Raw genomic sequence first — 15,976 nt, forward strand, 5'->3', positions numbered from 1 at the left:
TTTCACAAAAATGTCATTCCTTTACTTTTAGACGCGAACATCCCGTTTGCAAAAGCTCCACCAGGCGACCGCTAAAAAGAATACGACATGTATCACAATAATCCCGATTGAAAATAAAGGCGTCATTCCGGAAAACCATGTTTTTTCTCCGCTGCTGTATTGGGTGAAGTCAGTATTCGCAAAGAGCAAAAAGCTTCCCCACCTGTTTTCGAATAAAGCCATAATCGAGACAAGCGATTTCGCTCCGTATAACACGATAAAAGAAATAATGACCGACATGGAGCTGTTGCGGAATAAAGCTGAGCATAACAAGGCGAAGCATGCCATCGCTACGGCTTCAATCCAATTGGTGCCGATCAGCTTTAATGTATTGAAAAAGAGCGTGTCCGATTCTGAGTTTAGCGACGTGCCAAAAAAGACCAAGCCGAATACAAGTGACAGGATGTAATACGCAAGATACAGATAAATACTGACTAAAATGACCGTAAATAATTTAGACAGAAAGACCCGTTCGCGTTTCACCGGACGGATGAGCAAAAATTTGATTGTTTTCTTATCAAATTCAAGCGAGATAATAGTTGCCGCGATCACAATGGTTAAGGCTTGCAGCAAGATATTCAGGCTCGGCGTATATGAAAAATAGCCGATGAAATTTTCATCTGTTCCCGCACTGATAACAATCCGTTTAATAATCAGCGCCATAAAAAAGTGAAACACAGCCATCAAAATAAGCGACACGAGTGTTACTTTCCGATTGAAGAGCTTCATGTGTTCATTCCAGATTAATCTAGGCATGCTGTTCTCCCTCCTCTTGAAATGCTGTGGTCGCCTTGATAAATTCATCTTCTAGTGATTGCGTATAAGGGGTAATAGCATATACGCTGAAATTTTGTTCGATTAATGAGCGATTCAGCTGAGGAATGTTCTGTTTTGAGACGTTGACCGCAATGGCATCCCCGTAAACTTCTGCGACAAACTGATTGGCAGCCAGCCATTCAAGCGCTTTTTCCGCCGGCTGCACCTCGATCACGGCTTTTTCTGTTTTTTCATCTATCTCATTCAGTTTCACTTCTGCTTTGATTTCACCTTTTTGAATGATGATGACGCGGTCGCAAAGATCCTCGACCTCCCGCAATAAATGTGTCGCAAAAAGAATTGTGGTCCCTTCCTGCTCGGCAAGCTCCTTCAGGTGCTCACGAAAATCTTTCATGCCTGCAGGATCAAGCCCGTTTGTCGGCTCGTCCAGAATGAGCAGCTTTGGCTTGTGGAGGATGGCTTGGGCGATACCCAGCCGCTGCCGCATGCCGAGGGAATATGTTTTCACTTTATCATGGATCGCGGAGGTCAATCCCACCCGCTCTATGACTTCTTCAAGTCTTTCTTCATCTATTTTTTTGTGCATGTTGGCAAAATGTTTCAAGTTATCCCATCCTGTTAAATACGGATAGAATTCTGGGTTTTCAACGATTGCGCCGACTGCTTCGAGCGCCTTTTCGAACTCCGTGTCGTGCTGGAATCCATTAATCGTAATCCGTCCGCTGTTTTGCTTCAACAGCCCGACGATGATCCGGATTAAGGTTGTTTTTCCTGAACCGTTCGGACCGAGAAGCCCGATGATTTCTCCTTGACGGACATCCATGCTGATCTGTTTTAAAATGTGTTTTGCGCCAATCTTTTTATTGAGGCCTTCAATATGTAAAATGGGCTCATCCATAAAGTCTTCCTCCTTTTTCGCATAAAAAATAAACAGCGCCTATCAATTAGGCACTGTTTGTATTATAACATTTGTCGCCAGTGAATGAACGGATGGTCCATATACACTGAGAGAGCGGCTTTTTTTGTTTCTGTGAGATGACGAATGTGGCCCCATTACCCAGGTTCTTTATCCTTATTTGTCACATCAAGGATATCGAGAAGGAATACAAAGATCGGAATTCCGATAATCAAACCCCAAATGCCGAGAAAATGCTCAGAAAAAATTAATACGGTAAAGGTAAAAAAGATCGGCAGCTCTGTCTTCGCGGACATCAGCTTCGGGTTCAGGAAATAGGTTTCGATGGCGTGAATCGCCATAATGACCAGCACGATGTAAAGGACATATATCCCTCCGCCCGTGCTGTAGGCGATGATACTCAGCGGGACAAGCGAGATCACTACACCCGCAACCGGGATCAATCCGAGAAAGAAGACCATAATGGAGAGGCCGAACAGCTGCGGAAAATGCATAATCCAAAGCGCGATAAACGTTAGGATGCAGTTGACCAGCGCAATAATAAATTGAGCTTCCAGCACTTTGCCGAACGTTCTGGCAAATTTTCCTCCAAAAAAAGCAAATTCATTATAAAACACTGCCAGCTTGCTTGTTTTGAATTTTTCCATAAATTCTGAAAGACGCTTTTTTTCAAATAAGAAAAACATGCTGAGAATAAGAGCCATCACGATCTGTAATCCGAATGTGCTGATATCAGCCAAATATGTGTACAGCACGTTGAAAGCTTCTTTTACATACGAACTGATATTGATATCTCCGAAGACATTCGATACCTCATCGAAGAAAGGAATGCTGTTCGGGTGATAAGCGATATATTTGATTTGCTTAATAAGCTGTTCAATTTGGGCGGCCACTACAGGATAAAAGACAAAACCGCCAACCGTAAGCCCGACAGCGAGCGCTATATAGAGTAAGGTAATGATTCCGCGCTGACTGACACGAAAAAAGCGATTCAAAAAATGTCGAACGACATTTTCTAAACGGTTCATCAAAAATGTAAAGATAAATGTAAGCAAAATCAGATTGATCATGCTTTTAAAGAGATATAACACACCAGCCAATACAACAAAGACGAGAAAACGTCTTACTCCCGGGTGCTGGAAAAATTTAATCAAAGCCGTCATTTATACACCCCTGCTAGGACAATAGCCCTTGTATTCATAAACATAGTTTTCATCTACATTTGTAAATTATATAACAAAAAAACGCTGAGGTCTCTGTCCATCCATTAAGATTTTCAAAAAGAATTATTATTTATCCTTTCATCCGATTATGGCTTCCATTCGTTACAATTCTGGAAAAATATACTGTCATGATGCAGCCTTTTGGAGGGGAGGTTTGAGGGATCGGCCGAGGGAACATAAAAAAGAACGGCGCGGTGAAACGTGCCGTTCTTTCCCTTTAGACTGCTGTTTTCATTTTTTTCATATCTGCGACAGCCTCTACGCTTTTCGCTTCGTCAAATTCATTTTCGCTTTTTGCGACAATGATGGTGGCAATTCCGTTTCCGATCAAATTGACGATGGCTCTTCCTTCACTCATGAAGCGGTCGACTCCAAGAAGGAGCGCCAAACCTTCAAGCGGAATGACCTGAAGGGCGGCTAAGGTTGAGGCGAGCACGATAAAACCGCTTCCCGTCACACCTGCCGCGCCTTTGGAGGTGAGCATCAGAACGAGAATGATCGTAATCTGCTGGCCGATGCTGAGGTCGACTCCGAACACTTGAGCGAGAAAGACCGTGGCCATTGACAGATAGATCGAAGTTCCGTCAAGGTTAAATGAATAGCCCGTCGGAATGACAAGGCCGACGACAGATTTGGAACAGCCATAGCGCTCCATTTTATCCATCATGCGCGGCAGTACTGATTCTGATGAGCTTGTGCCGAGTACAATCAGCAGTTCATCTTTTATAAACCGCAAATAGTTCCATAGGCTGAAGCCGAATATTTTGCAGATGATGTTCAAAACAACAAATACAAACAAAAACATCGTGATATAAACGGACATCATTAAACTGGCGAGCGGTTTGATGGAGTCGAGCCCGAAGTGTCCGATCGTGTAGGCCATTGCTCCGAATGCGCCGAGCGGAGCGGCGCGCATGATGTAACCGATGATCTTAAAAAATACGTGAGAGATTTTGTCAAAGAAATCAATGACGCTTTTTCCTTTTTCCCCTAACGCCGCAAGACCGACTCCGAAAAGAATAGAGAAGAATAAGACCTGCAGAATATCCCCTTTAGCGAAGGCATCGACCATATTGGACGGAACGATGTGGGTGATAAACTCAATCCAATCAATCCCCTGTCCGCCGTTTGCCGTGTACTGTGACACATCTCCTTTTTCGAGCTTGCTGTAATCCAAGCCTTCTCCCGGTTTCATAATATTGACGACAAACAGCCCGATGATAAGCGCGAGCGTTGTGACAACCTCAAAATAAATAAATGCTTTTCCCCCTACTTTTCCAACCTTTTTCATATCGCCCATTTTTGCAATCCCGAGAACGATCGTAAAGAAAATGATTGGCGCGATAACCATTTTTACAGCGTTGATAAATGTATCGCCGAGCGGTTTCATTTCTTTGCCGACATCAGGCCACACCAGTCCGACAATGACCCCGATAATGACCGCCGTTATGACTTGAACGGTTAAGTTTTTGAATAGCTTAGACAGCTTCAATTTGTCCATCCCCCTGTCTTGTCATACATTTATGTGTCTTTCTTACTAGAATGATAGCGTTTTCATTAATTAGGGGGAAGCTTATGATCATAACGGACATTTTGGTCTTTTTGGTCTTTTGTCAGGGTACAAACAAATAGCGGTTGACCGGACGGCCCACTCCCCCGTACTGGACGTCCAATTTAATCTTTCCATCCTTTTCTAAATAATCGAGATAGCGTCTTGCAGTGACCCTGGCGATTCCCAGAGCGTTTGCGACCTGTTCAGCGGAAAGGGATGTTTTTTGCTGCTTCAAGTAGCTCATGACCTCATTCATTGTGAAATGATTTAAACCCTTGGGCAATTCTTCGGCGGATTGCTGCGGCATATTGAGAATCATGTCCAGCTGAATTTGTGATAGTGTCTCGTTTTCTTCTATTCTTCGTTTATATTGTTTGTATTTTTCAAGCGACTGCTTCATCCGTTCGATTTTGAAAGGCTTCAGAATATAATCGGCTGCTCCGTTTTGCAGCATCAGATTGATGGTTTCTTTATCTTTTGCCGCGGAAACGACAATGACATCGACTTCGAGTTTTTGCTTTCTGATCTCTTGTAACGTTTTGACGCCATCTTTTTTAGGCATATAGACGTCAAGTATGACAAGGGCCGGCTGGTTTTCTTTGATCATCTTAATGCCCTCTTCCCCGTTTCCCGCCGTTCCGCATACTTCAAAGCCTTTTACACTTGAGATAAATTCTTTATTCACTTCCTGAACCATTGGATCATCTTCTATCAGCAGAACCTTTATTGTCTCCTTAGCTGCCATGAATTCTTTCCTCCCCTTTCATTGGAAATACGATTGAAAAGGACGTTCCCTGCCCCTCGTGCGATGCGACCTCTATCATGCCCAATCCTTTGTCGGTGATTTGTTTGACTAAATAGAGGCCATAGCCCGTCCCGCCGGTTTTATTCATTGTAAATCCTTTATCATAAAGATACGGAATGTGCGCTTTTGAAATGCCGCATCCGTTGTCTTCTATTAAAATCGCAAGCACTTCATCTGTTTGTTCTATGCTGATATCAATTCGTTTGTCTTCCGCATGGACCGTGTCATATGCTCCGAATGCATTTTCGATCAGGTTTCCGAGCAGCACAACGATATCATGCTGATCAATATGTTCTGGGAAATCCCGGAGACTGCTGTTTTCGTCAATAGACACGAGAATGCCTAGCTCTTTTCCTCTTTTTATTTTACTTAAAAGCAGTCCGGCCGCGGCATCATTCCGGATGGATTGGTGAAGAAATTCATTGACGCTTTCCTGCTCTGAAGAAGCCTGAAACGCCAATTGCATGGCTTTATCAGATTTCCCCAGCTGTATCAGCCCCGCAATGGTATGAAGCTTGTTCATATGTTCGTGGTTTTGGACACGGAGCGCGTCCACAAAGTTTTTGACACCTGTCAGTTCCTCAGCCATTTTTGCCGCTTCAGTGCGATCTTGAAAAATAGCCACAGCGCCGATGACTTTTTTCTTCATGACAATCGGGATTCTGCTGCTCATAATGATTTTTCCGCTGACCTGTATTTCTTCGTTGTAAACGGGTTTGTTCCGTTCCACAATTTCCGGCAGCCGCGAATCTTTGAGTACGTCCCAAATCAGCTTTCCGACCAGTTCGCCCTTCACTTCGAAAATCTGCTTTGCTTTTTCATTAAATATCGTAATGATGTGCTGATTATCAATGGCAATGACACCTTCATTGATGGAGTGAAAAGTAGCTGTCCGTTCCTCAAACATTCTCACAATCTCATACGGTTCGAGCTGGAACATTTGTTTTTTAATGTGGCGCGCCAGCAAAAAGGAGCCCGCCAGCCCAAATCCGAGGGTGAGCATCACGATGAACAGGATGTCGCGCTTCAAGTTTATGATAATATCGACGATGCCCGGCAGTTTTTTTCCGACAAGCACCACTCCGATCTGATTTAATTCCTGATCCTTAACTGGATAAAAAGCGCGGACGGCTGTCCCGATTTCGCCTTTTGCCTCTGAGAAATAAATATGTTCTGCAAATGCGGCTTCTTCGTCTGCCCCCTCGGATCGCTGACCGATCATGGTGCTGACGGGGTGAGAATAGCGAATATGATTCATGTCCATCACCACGATGTAGTCCGCTTCGTTGATAATACGGATTTGCTCAACGGCACCGCTCACATGTTCGTTTTGATGATGCTCTGTTAACGCCTGTTTGACGTCTGTAAGCTCCGAAACGGTTCTGGCTGTGTTCATCAGCCGTTTTTTCAGTTCGCGCTCCTCTGTATGCTGGATATTCCCAATGAGGACAATGCCTCCGATAAGTAAAGAAAAGGCAACAACAATGTATGACAGGATGGTAATTTTCCACCTGATCGAAAGCTTCCTCTTTTTCATGGGCTTCTCCTTTCCCCTCTTCATCTTTACGAATGGCTTCGCCCCTATTATGCTTAATCATAAGGGATGACGGGAGGGCCTGCGATGAAGAGTTTGATAACATGCCTCGGATTGATGATACTCGGTATTGTAATCGCTTTATTTATAGGCTTCCATGATCGTGAGGCTTATGAGGAGCTCTATTACGATGATGATCAGGAAGGCTTAAATGACCAGATTGTTTTCAGGTTCAGCCATGTGGTTGCTGAAAATACGCCAAAGGGGCTGGCTGCCAATAAATTTGCGGAGTTGGTCCGTCAAAAGTCAGGCGGAAACATAAAGATTGAAGTTTTTCCGAATGGGAGTCTCTATTCTGATATTGAAGAAATTAACGCTTTGCGAAACGGCGATGTGCAATTTATCGCTCCCTCCACCTCAAAGCTCGGGATGCTTTCTCCGGAATGGGGCGTTTTGGACTTGCCTTATGCGTTTACGAGCTACGATGCCGTTCAGGAAGGCTTAAACGGTGAAATCGGGACGCAGCTGTTTGCTTCTTTAAAGAAAAATAATATGAAAGGTTTGGCTTATTGGACAAACGGCTTTAAGCAAATCACATCCAATAAGGGTCCGATTCGCACGCCCGATGATTTAAAGGGCCAAGCGCTCCGCATTATGCAGAGCGACGTGATTGAAGACCAATTCCGGCAGCTCGGCGCAGCGCCCCGTCAAGATTCGTTCAATTCTACCTTTCAGCTATTAGAAAACAACCTTGTCGACGGGGAAGAAAATACAATCTCCAACATCTATTCTAAAAAATTTTATAATGTTCAGGACTATTTGACAATCAGCAATCACGGCTATCTCGGCTATGCCGTCATGACGGACGATCATTTTTGGAACTCACAAACAGAGGAAACAAAGCGCATTCTGACTGAAGCGATGAAGGAAACGACGGAGTGGAATGAAAAACACGCCGAACAAATGAATAAGGATCAGCTTCAAGAGATCAAAAAGAATTCCCCGATCAGCATCTATCAGCTGACAAAGGCAGAGCAAGATGAGTGGATGAAACGCCTTGATCCCGTGTATCACCAATATGAATCGGTGATCGGCCGTAAATTAATTCGCGATCTGCTGGAATTGCGGAAGTCTTACGAAACTGATTCGTAACAAGTTTTGCCGTCCCGATACTCTCTTTTTCGTTTGATGCATGTATCCGAAGGGGATATAGAGAGTGATAAAACGAAAAAGGAGATGGGAATACATGTTCAAACATACAAAGATGCTTCAGCATCCGGCTAAACCAGACCGACCAGATCCATTATTCGCTAAGAAAATGCAGGAAATATTAGGCGGGCAATACGGAGAAATTTCTGTTGCCATGCAGTACTTATTTCAAGGATGGAATACACGAGGTAACGAAAAATATAAAGATTTAATCATGGATACGGCTACCGAAGAGATCGGCCACGTTGAAATGATTGCCACAATGATCGCAAGGCTTCTTGAAGACGCTCCGCTTCATGAGCAGGAAGAAGCTGCTGATGATCCGGTAATCGGCTCCATCATGGGAGGTATGAATCCTCATCATGCTATCGTATCGGGACTTGGCGCAATGCCGGAAAACAGTACAGGCGTTCCTTGGAGCGCAGGGTATATCGTAGCGAGCGGAAACCTTTTGGCAGATTTCCGGGCTAACCTCAATGCCGAATCACAGGGAAGATTGCAGGTCGCGCGTCTCTACGAGATGACAGATGATAAAGGCGTAAAAGACATGCTGGCCTTCTTATTGGCACGCGATACGATGCATCAAAATCAATGGCTTGCGGCGATTAAAGAATTAGAAGCGCAGGAAGGCCCTATTGTTCCGGGCACATTCCCTAAAGCTCTTGAAAAGCAGGAATTTTCTCATCAGCTTATTAATTTCTCAGAAGGCGAAGAAAGCGCCAAACAAAACTGGCTGAATGAAGCAGCGCCTGACGGAGAGTCTTTTGAATATGTGAAGGAACCGAAAGCGTACGGAGAGATGCAGACATTAAATCCGGTTCCGCCATATGTGCACAATACGCTTCCTGGCCGGGAGTAAGAATAAGCCCTGTAATAGGGCTTTTTTTATTGCCTTTGAATCGTCCAGCCCGGTTCGCGTTGAACGTTGCTTGTCATGAGAAAGCGCTCTGTGTCAACTGGGGATTTTTCTTGATACAGTTTGACTTGTATGGAGCGAAACGTGCCCTGCTGATGAGTGTTAGCGTATATCCTGTCATGTTCATTGGTCATAAATTCTTCGTATGTTTGTTGATCTTCCCACACGCCAATGACCATTGCAGTAAACATGCCGTTCTCATTTTTTCTCCATCCTCCGGCTTGTTTAATAAATCCATTTACGTACTTTAATTCTTCCCACCTTGACTGCGCTTTTGAAAATGCTTCCTTATGTGCGGCTTCCACTTCACATTTCATTTCTTTAATCAGCATGTTCTGGCTCCGTGATCAGCGTTTCGGCGTGACTATGCTCGATACATAGGTTCACGGTTCTCACATATGACCTTGTGCGGTGAACGGTTCCTTTAGGTACCAGTAATGAGTCATTCGATCTCAAAACCGCCGTTTCTTTGTCTTTAAAATCGATGTACAATTCCCCTTCCAGAATGATGAATAATTCGTCGGACTCCGGATGGACATGCCAGTCATATTCTCCCGTAAATACTGCGAGACGGAGGCAGTGATCATTCACCTCTGAGACTGAAAAATTCGCGTACGTGCCTTTTATTTCATTTGCCATGCTGATCAAGTTCTGTATATCCGGCATTTACTTGCATCCCCTTTTTTCATCTATTGTAACGCGGGCGGTTATTTCTACAAAGAATTTTCTGACAACAGGAGGGGTTTTTCAAAAGCCAAAAAGCGATCTCAGAGTAGACCTGGATCGCTTCTTGGGTACAGTTTGTCTGCCTGTTGTATTTACAATGCTGATTAATCGTTGCGATTGTTGTTGTTTCCGCCTTTTGAGCCAATTTCTTGATAGAATTCTTTGTCGTGATTTTTGCTAGTGGCTTCTCCGCCTTTTTGCCCAATCTCTTGATAGAATTCTTTGTCATGGTTTTTGCTGGTGGCATCTCCGCCTTTTTCGCCAATCTCTTGATAGAATTCTTTGTCATGATTTTTGCTAGTGGCTTCTCCGCCTTTTTCACCGATCTCTTGATAGAATTCTTTGTCGTGATTTTTGCTGGTGGCTTCTCCGCCTTTTTCGCCAATCTCTTGATAGAATTCTTTGTCATGGTTTTTACTAGTAGTTTCTCCGCCTTTTCTACCTGCTTCTTCTCTACTCATTTTGTTATCTTGTGCCATTTTGAATTCCTCCTTTAATTGGTGTTGCTTGTTGATTTCCCGCTCTCATATCTTTTAAACAAAGAAAACACATTGAATATGTTTCGGCATGTCTGGCAACCTCGGAATCGTTGTCAGGACGGCGCTCACGAAGGAAAACATTCAGACTGCTCCAATGCTCGCTATCCGTAATTTCAGGTTTCACTCGGCAAAAGCCTATAAAAAAAGCAGACGGAATTTGACGTCCGTCTGCTTGGTTTCTTCTATTCTGTTTCTTTCAGCCGTTCCAGAATGCGCCGTTTTTTGTAAAGCATCATGCCCGTTTCCGCGATGCTGTGTAATGCCGACCGATTGGCAGAAGCCCCGAAGACCATGCCCGCCACCGGCACCATTTGAAAGAACTTCTTCCAGCCAAAGGAGTCCCGGTAGCTGTATACGACTTCCCGCCAGCCTTGAATTTGGGAAGCGGCGCTTTTATATGTACGCGAGTCTTGATCGTAGTCTTTTAATTCTTTCAGGATTGATTTTTTTCCGACAATGTCGGCTGAGCTGAGCTGCAAACATTTCACGATGAATACCCGCTCTTTTTTTTCTTTAGGGTCATAGCCATAAGCGACCGCGATGTCTTGCAGCGTTTTTAATGATAATCCGAGTACTGCCGGAATATCAGCGGCCAGTGTAAATACACCGCCTACGCCTGTTGTGGCTCCTTGAACGGCTGCGGCATTGGCCCGGTTCCGACCCATACTTTCCGCAATGTCGTCCATAATGGCAAGCGGAGCTTTTTGCACATCTTGAAGCGAATCAATCGCCTCATCAGGCAGCTTCTTTTGAAAGTGCTTGATAATTTGTTTCTCAGATGTGAGGTACTGCCCGCCCGTTTGAATAAAGCTCCCCACTTCATCCAGCAGTGTGCCGATTTTTTTATGGATAAAATCAGGAGTCAGCTTGTCCAGCAGCTGAAATGGGAGACGGCTGAGCTTATCCCAGAACCAGACTTTTTGCTGTTCCTTTTCCCATTTTTCAATTTCCTCCAATTGTTTTTGAAGATCTTCTTGATGTTCAGTCACCCAACCAGCACTTCCCTTCTTTTTTCTACTATATAGTATACCTTCATTTTTCCCAGGAACGTTTTCTTTTTACACCTTTGGGTATCATTTTTATAAAAGCTAAAGGAGTGACAGACATGCCTTGGTCAATGAAAGATTATCCGAATTCGTTTAAAAATCTTGATAAGCCTGTGAAGAAAAAAGCGATTGAAATCGCCAATGCCATGATTGATGAGGGCTATGAAGAAGGACGCGCGATTCCGATCGCCACAAGCCAGGCGAAGGAATGGGCGCAGCATGCACCGAAGGATGAAATTGATGATTTCGTTAAACATGATAATGTAACGAAACGGGATCGTGACAGCGACAGCGGCGCCAGACCCGAGCTGATGGACAAAGCCGAGCATGTCATCAAGCATAAAGACGGATGGGCCGTTAAAACGGAAGATGCGAAGCGGGTGACTGAAGTCAAAGATACGAAGCAGGAAGCCATCAGCCGCGCTAAAGAAATAGCTGAAAATAAAGGCACTGAAGTCATCGTTCATAAAGCGGATGGCAGTGTCCAAAAAAAGATGGACATGGAGAAATAACAACGGAAAGCGCAATTATGTCAGCAATATGCTTTCAGATGTTTGGAACATAAACAGAACGGCTATTGATCAGTAAATAACCAAGGAGAGGTGAATACCATGCTAAGCTTTTTAGTATCTTTACTTGTTGCAATTGTTATAGGTTTAATCGGAAGTGCGATTGTCGGAAATCGGATGCCCGGAGGAATTATCGGATCTATGATTGCCGGACTTATCGGGGCATGGATCGGTCACGGACTTCTCGGAACTTGGGGTCCAAGTCTCGCAGGATTTGCGATTATTCCCGCCATTATCGGCGCAGTGATCTTTGTTTTCTTATTAAGCCTTGTGTTCCGCGGATTGCGGAAGGAAGCTTAAATTCATTATCAGAAAACTGACAGCCGGCACCGTTTCTTCAATGAAACGGTGCCTTTATTTTATGGACCTTTATTTAAAGACTTTACATATCATGTTACATATCAGGGAAACATTTTACGGTCAGTTTTTGACAGTCATTGGTTGACAACAGAACCTGATGGTCATATGATGTAGATAAAATAATTTGGGCTAAGGAAACTATTTGTTATACGGTAAAAACATAAGAATTCAGGTGATGACATGATGGATAAAGACATCTCAGCACAATCTCCGCGCACGAAAGCAGTACAGGACGCCCTTGACGGAAAAATCAGGGGATTCAGAGGGCTTCTCCCTTTCTTAGGCCCTGCTTTCATAGCGGCTATTGCTTATATTGATCCAGGTAATTTCGCGACAAATATATCAGCGGGCTCTAAGTACGGGTACATGCTGTTATGGGTTATTTTGTTTTCTAATATTATGGCGCTTTTGATACAGTCTCTCTCAGCCAAGCTTGGTATCGCAACCGGCAAAAACCTGCCGGAAGTTGCGCGGGAGGAATTCCCAAAACCGGTTTCCATCGGTTTATGGATTCAAGGGGAGCTCGTGATTATAGCGACCGACCTTGCGGAATTCATCGGCGCAGCTCTTGGGCTTTATTTGCTGTTTGGCATTCCGCTGCTTGAATCGTCTATTATCGCGGCTATCGGTTCGTTCGCGATTTTAGAGCTTCAGCGCCGCGGCTACCGCTCGCTGGAAGCAGGCATCGCCGGCATGCTGTTTGTCGTGGTGATCGCTTTTGCCTTGCAAACCTTTTTCGCAAAGCCGGATGTCGGCTCAGTGATGAAGGGGCTTTTCATCCCGACGTTCCAAGGCACTGACAGCGTGCTGCTTGCCGCCGGAATTCTGGGAGCCACCGTTATGCCGCACGCGATTTACTTACACTCCGCCCTTACCCAGCGGCGGGTAGTCGGCACGACGGATGCTGAACGGAAAAAGATATTCAGATTTGAATTTATTGATATATTAATAGCCATGTTAATCGCGGGTGCGATTAATGCCAGCATGTTGATTGTGGCCGCTGCACTGTTTTTTAAAAACGGATTATATGTAGAAGATCTTGATGTTGCGTTCGACCAATTCGGAAGCCTTGTCAGTCCCATATCCGCCGTTTTATTCGGTATCGGTTTGCTGATTGCGGGGCTGTCCAGCTCATCTGTCGGCACACTTTCGGGCGATGTGATCATGCAGGGCTTTATCCGCTACCGCATCCCGCTTTATGTACGGCGGTTCATCACCATCATCCCGCCGATTGTCATTATTGCATCAGGAGTAAATCCGACTTCGGCTCTTGTACTGAGCCAGGTTGTTCTTTCCTTCGGCATCGCCTTCGCATTGATTCCGCTCATTATGTTTACGAGCAATAAGCGGATTATGGGCTCATTAATCAATGCGAAATGGGTGACCATGATTTCCTGGGTGATCGCAGTGTTGATTGTCGCTTTAAACATATTTTTGATTGTTGATACATTCCGATAGAAAAACCGGCCAAGATGGGCCGGTTTTTTTCTGCCTAAGAGATGATGGTACCCGCTCCGTCAACGTGAGCGGCGCATGATCATGATAGCGTTGCGGATGATGAGTCCGGAATGGTATACATGAATATCTTTTTTGACATAAATTTGTTATGATTAGAGAAAAAATCGGGGTTTTGCATATGTCAGTATTTATCCTCTTTTATTTATGGATCGTTCCAATCGTCATCGGCATCTTATGCTCAGTCATCGCCTATAAGGTGACAGGAAAGAAAAAGCTCGTTCCAGGCTTTGTGATGATCGTATTAAGTATTATTTCTTTAATTGTCGGGCTCTGGATCGGCAGCGTTAATTATCATGTCTTTATTGGCGGGATGTTTTTATTCGGGACTCTATTGGTCGGTTCTGGATTCCCTTTCTTTTTTGCGCTTTCGAAAAAACAAAAATAAAACAGGCGTCTGCTATGGGACGCCTGTTTTTTTTAGAATAATCGTTTTAAACTTTTCTTCAATGAAGGCATTTCTATTTTTTGATTTTCGAAGAAATTTTTCAGCATATATTTGCTGAAGCCTTTTGCTTGTCCATATGTGATTTTCCCTGGAAGCGGCGGTTCATTTCCGATAATGGCGTCAATGACAACGGGCTGATTGGAATTGAGCGCTTCATGGAAAGCTGGAGCCAAGTCTTCATGCTTTGTCACTTTAATTCCTTTTGCCCCGCAGCTTTCTGCAAATGCGGCGTAGTCCACCTTCTGGAGTGTGGTGCCGTAGTCAATATTGCCTTTCACCTGCTGTTCATATTCGATCATGCCTAAGTTTTCGTTATTTAAAATAACAACGGTGATAGGCAAATTATATTTCACGGCGGTCGGCAGATCCTGCATTACCATGGAAAAGCCGCCGTCTCCGCATATGGCGATAGCCTGACGTTCCGGTTCAGCCAAGCTTGCAGCGATGGCACCCGGCAGGCCGCAGCCCATTGTCGCGAGCCAGCTTGAAACGATGAAATCCTGATTCGTCATTTTAAAATGGCGCGCCATCCATACCGTCACTGTGCCCACGTCTACTGATAACACGGCGTCATCAGCCGCCGCATCCTGCAGTCTGGCGATGACTTGCTGCGGTTTGAGCGGGTTAGTGGCTTCTGTTTCATCCTTTTCGATCTCATTCCACCAATGCTTCATATGATCTGTGCACGCATTCAGGAATCGTCTGTCCTCTTTGCGTTCGATATACTCTGTTAATTCACGCAATCCAAGTGCCGCGTCACTGATGATTCCTGCTGTGACCGGATAGCGCTTGCCGATTTTCTCCGGATTAGAGTCCAGCTGGATCGCCGGTGTGTCCTCTGGCAAATAATCACGATAAGGAAACGACGTCCCGAGCATGATTAACAGGTCACATTCCTCCATTGCCTCGTAGGCCGGTTTCGTCCCGATCTGGCCAAGGTTGCCGAGAAAGTGCGGATGCCTGTCAGGCACAACGCCTTTTGCCGGCAAAGTGACGACGATTGGCGCGGCGGCTTTGTCCGCGAAAGTGAGCAGCTCCTGTTTTGCTGATTTCAGCCCTTGCCCTGCTAAAATAATCGGTTTTTTCGCGTTATTAATATATTGGGCGCAAGTGACAAGCTGTTCTTTTTTCGGCTCGATATTCCCTTCAATATATGTCGGTGATGTATATACCGGCTTTTGTTTAATCTTTTCCGCAAAGAGATCGTCCGATACCGTCAAGACCGCAACGCCTTTTTGGCTGTAAGCGGTGCGGATCGCCTGATTCAGAAGATCTGGCAGAGATTCTGCTGTATGTACCTGCTGGTTAAATACCGCCACATCTTCAAACATCTGCTCCAATTTAATTTCTTGAAAATAATCCCGTCCGATTTCATTGGATGATACTTGTCCCGCAATGGCAAGCACCGGAACACCGTCTGCTTTTGCATCGTACAGGCCGTTCAGCAAATGTACGGCTCCGGGCCCCGCGATGGAAAGGCAGACGCCGATTTTGCCGGTGAGTTTAGCCTCAGCCGCGGCAGAAAGCGCAGCCACCTCTTCGTGGCGGGTCTGAATGAATGTCAATTCGTTTCTTTCATGCCTTAATTCTTCAATAAATTCGTTAATGCTATCTCCGGGAATTCCGTATACATGGTTGACTCCCCATTGTTCTAGCAATTCTGTTACTGCTTGTCCTGCTGTTTTGTGTGACATGCCGTATCCTCCTTTTACCTATTGCATACCACAGGAAGAGTTTGTTAAAACCTAGAGGATACGTTTGATCAGGTGAATTTTTTCCTAAACAGATCGAGAGTCGCAAGG

General features: G+C 44.8%; 18 protein-coding genes. 6 read left to right on the top strand and 12 right to left on the bottom strand.

Going from position 1 to position 15,976, the window contains the following annotated elements; genetic code table 11:
* Positions 1–27: 27 nt before the first annotated feature.
* From GXP75_RS15660 to GXP75_RS15685, 6 genes are all read right to left on the bottom strand, one after another.
* A complete protein-coding gene (locus GXP75_RS15660; protein WP_061669614.1) occupies positions 28–795 on the bottom strand; it encodes an ABC transporter permease in 768 nt (255 codons plus the stop codon).
* Positions 788–1,714, bottom strand: coding sequence for an ABC transporter ATP-binding protein (locus GXP75_RS15665; protein ID WP_061572318.1), 927 nt, complete (start codon positions 1,712–1,714; stop codon positions 788–790). Before GXP75_RS15665 ends, GXP75_RS15660 begins: the two co-directional genes overlap by 8 nt.
* A 155-nt stretch (positions 1,715–1,869) precedes the next feature.
* Complete coding sequence (locus GXP75_RS15670) at positions 1,870–2,895, bottom strand: AI-2E family transporter (RefSeq protein WP_242557227.1); 1,026 nt, start codon at positions 2,893–2,895, stop codon at positions 1,870–1,872.
* Between the two features lie 277 nt (positions 2,896–3,172).
* On the bottom strand, positions 3,173–4,456 hold the full coding sequence (gene dctP, locus GXP75_RS15675; protein ID WP_061572320.1) for a C4-dicarboxylate transporter DctP: 1,284 nt from the start codon (positions 4,454–4,456) through the stop codon (positions 3,173–3,175).
* Positions 4,457–4,568: 112 nt separating this feature from the next.
* Positions 4,569–5,252: a two-component system response regulator DctR gene (locus tag GXP75_RS15680; protein WP_242557228.1), complete on the bottom strand. Its 684-nt coding sequence runs from the start codon at positions 5,250–5,252 to the stop codon at positions 4,569–4,571.
* On the bottom strand, positions 5,242–6,849 hold the full coding sequence (locus tag GXP75_RS15685; protein ID WP_242557229.1) for a two-component system sensor histidine kinase DctS: 1,608 nt from the start codon (positions 6,847–6,849) through the stop codon (positions 5,242–5,244). Before GXP75_RS15685 ends, GXP75_RS15680 begins: the two co-directional genes overlap by 11 nt.
* An 84-nt stretch (positions 6,850–6,933) precedes the next feature.
* On the opposite strand from GXP75_RS15685, the gene GXP75_RS15690 reads away from it, so the two are divergent.
* Positions 6,934–7,998, top strand: a complete 1,065-nt coding sequence (locus GXP75_RS15690) for a TRAP transporter substrate-binding protein (protein WP_242557230.1) — start codon at positions 6,934–6,936, stop codon at positions 7,996–7,998.
* A gap of 94 nt (positions 7,999–8,092) precedes the next feature.
* A complete protein-coding gene (locus GXP75_RS15695; protein ID WP_003328111.1) occupies positions 8,093–8,914 on the top strand; it encodes a manganese catalase in 822 nt (273 codons plus the stop codon).
* Between the two features lie 26 nt (positions 8,915–8,940).
* On the opposite strand, the gene GXP75_RS15700 is transcribed toward GXP75_RS15695, so the two are convergent.
* From GXP75_RS15700 to GXP75_RS15720, 5 genes are all read right to left on the bottom strand, one after another.
* Positions 8,941–9,303, bottom strand: coding sequence for a YdbC family protein (locus GXP75_RS15700; protein WP_214917218.1), 363 nt, complete (start codon positions 9,301–9,303; stop codon positions 8,941–8,943).
* Positions 9,293–9,637 carry a cupin domain-containing protein gene (locus GXP75_RS15705; protein ID WP_150224442.1) on the bottom strand — a complete coding sequence of 115 codons (345 nt, stop codon included), beginning with the start codon at positions 9,635–9,637 and terminating at the stop codon, positions 9,293–9,295. Before GXP75_RS15705 ends, GXP75_RS15700 begins: the two co-directional genes overlap by 11 nt.
* Positions 9,638–9,801: 164 nt before the next feature.
* The gene (gene gsiB, locus GXP75_RS15710) at positions 9,802–10,176 is read right to left on the bottom strand and encodes a glucose starvation-inducible protein GsiB (protein WP_214917221.1); all 375 of its coding nucleotides are present in this window, start codon (positions 10,174–10,176) and stop codon (positions 9,802–9,804) included.
* Positions 10,163–10,360, bottom strand: a complete 198-nt coding sequence (locus tag GXP75_RS15715; protein WP_242557231.1) for a hypothetical protein — start codon at positions 10,358–10,360, stop codon at positions 10,163–10,165. The genes gsiB and GXP75_RS15715 overlap by 14 nt, the downstream gene beginning before the upstream one ends.
* 58 nt (positions 10,361–10,418) lie before the next feature.
* Positions 10,419–11,225: an EcsC family protein gene (locus GXP75_RS15720; protein WP_242557232.1), complete on the bottom strand. Its 807-nt coding sequence runs from the start codon at positions 11,223–11,225 to the stop codon at positions 10,419–10,421.
* Between the two features lie 116 nt (positions 11,226–11,341).
* On the opposite strand from GXP75_RS15720, the gene GXP75_RS15725 reads away from it, so the two are divergent.
* From GXP75_RS15725 to GXP75_RS15740, 4 genes are all read left to right on the top strand, one after another.
* The gene (locus tag GXP75_RS15725) at positions 11,342–11,794 is read left to right on the top strand and encodes a DUF2188 domain-containing protein (protein WP_242557233.1); all 453 of its coding nucleotides are present in this window, start codon (positions 11,342–11,344) and stop codon (positions 11,792–11,794) included.
* Between the two features lie 99 nt (positions 11,795–11,893).
* A complete protein-coding gene (locus tag GXP75_RS15730; RefSeq protein ID WP_214917227.1) occupies positions 11,894–12,151 on the top strand; it encodes a GlsB/YeaQ/YmgE family stress response membrane protein in 258 nt (85 codons plus the stop codon).
* A gap of 240 nt (positions 12,152–12,391) precedes the next feature.
* Positions 12,392–13,669: an Nramp family divalent metal transporter gene (locus GXP75_RS15735; RefSeq protein ID WP_061572329.1), complete on the top strand. Its 1,278-nt coding sequence runs from the start codon at positions 12,392–12,394 to the stop codon at positions 13,667–13,669.
* A 178-nt stretch (positions 13,670–13,847) separates the two neighbouring features.
* A complete protein-coding gene (locus GXP75_RS15740; protein WP_004430424.1) occupies positions 13,848–14,114 on the top strand; it encodes a hypothetical protein in 267 nt (88 codons plus the stop codon).
* Between the two features lie 32 nt (positions 14,115–14,146).
* Here GXP75_RS15740 and GXP75_RS15745 read toward each other — a convergent pair whose 3' ends face one another.
* Positions 14,147–15,868, bottom strand: coding sequence for a pyruvate oxidase (locus GXP75_RS15745; RefSeq protein ID WP_061572330.1), 1,722 nt, complete (start codon positions 15,866–15,868; stop codon positions 14,147–14,149).
* Positions 15,869–15,976 lie beyond the last annotated feature (108 nt).

Origin of the sequence: Bacillus sp. HU-1818, from assembly GCF_022695965.1 — a bacterium.
In the GTDB taxonomy this organism is placed as follows: Bacteria; Bacillota; Bacilli; order Bacillales; family Bacillaceae; genus Bacillus; species Bacillus atrophaeus.

Excerpts from the sequence above, each read along its gene's own strand:
- GXP75_RS15700 (WP_214917218.1), bottom strand. The coding sequence starts at position 9,303 with ATGCTGATTAAAGAAATGAAATGTGAAGTGGAAGCCGCACATAAGGAA.
- GXP75_RS15740 (WP_004430424.1), top strand. The coding sequence starts at position 13,848 with ATGTCAGTATTTATCCTCTTTTATTTATGGATCGTTCCAATCGTCATC.
- GXP75_RS15705 (WP_150224442.1), bottom strand. The coding sequence starts at position 9,637 with ATGCCGGATATACAGAACTTGATCAGCATGGCAAATGAAATAAAAGGC.
- GXP75_RS15680 (WP_242557228.1), bottom strand. The coding sequence starts at position 5,252 with ATGGCAGCTAAGGAGACAATAAAGGTTCTGCTGATAGAAGATGATCCA.
- GXP75_RS15685 (WP_242557229.1), bottom strand. The coding sequence starts at position 6,849 with ATGAAAAAGAGGAAGCTTTCGATCAGGTGGAAAATTACCATCCTGTCA.
- gsiB (WP_214917221.1), bottom strand. The coding sequence starts at position 10,176 with ATGGCACAAGATAACAAAATGAGTAGAGAAGAAGCAGGTAGAAAAGGC.
- GXP75_RS15695 (WP_003328111.1), top strand. The coding sequence starts at position 8,093 with ATGTTCAAACATACAAAGATGCTTCAGCATCCGGCTAAACCAGACCGA.
- GXP75_RS15745 (WP_061572330.1), bottom strand. The coding sequence starts at position 15,868 with ATGTCACACAAAACAGCAGGACAAGCAGTAACAGAATTGCTAGAACAA.
- GXP75_RS15665 (WP_061572318.1), bottom strand. The coding sequence starts at position 1,714 with ATGGATGAGCCCATTTTACATATTGAAGGCCTCAATAAAAAGATTGGC.
- GXP75_RS15725 (WP_242557233.1), top strand. The coding sequence starts at position 11,342 with ATGCCTTGGTCAATGAAAGATTATCCGAATTCGTTTAAAAATCTTGAT.
- GXP75_RS15660 (WP_061669614.1), bottom strand. The coding sequence starts at position 795 with ATGCCTAGATTAATCTGGAATGAACACATGAAGCTCTTCAATCGGAAA.
- GXP75_RS15670 (WP_242557227.1), bottom strand. The coding sequence starts at position 2,895 with ATGACGGCTTTGATTAAATTTTTCCAGCACCCGGGAGTAAGACGTTTT.
- GXP75_RS15690 (WP_242557230.1), top strand. The coding sequence starts at position 6,934 with ATGAAGAGTTTGATAACATGCCTCGGATTGATGATACTCGGTATTGTA.
- GXP75_RS15735 (WP_061572329.1), top strand. The coding sequence starts at position 12,392 with ATGATGGATAAAGACATCTCAGCACAATCTCCGCGCACGAAAGCAGTA.
- GXP75_RS15730 (WP_214917227.1), top strand. The coding sequence starts at position 11,894 with ATGCTAAGCTTTTTAGTATCTTTACTTGTTGCAATTGTTATAGGTTTA.
- dctP (WP_061572320.1), bottom strand. The coding sequence starts at position 4,456 with ATGGACAAATTGAAGCTGTCTAAGCTATTCAAAAACTTAACCGTTCAA.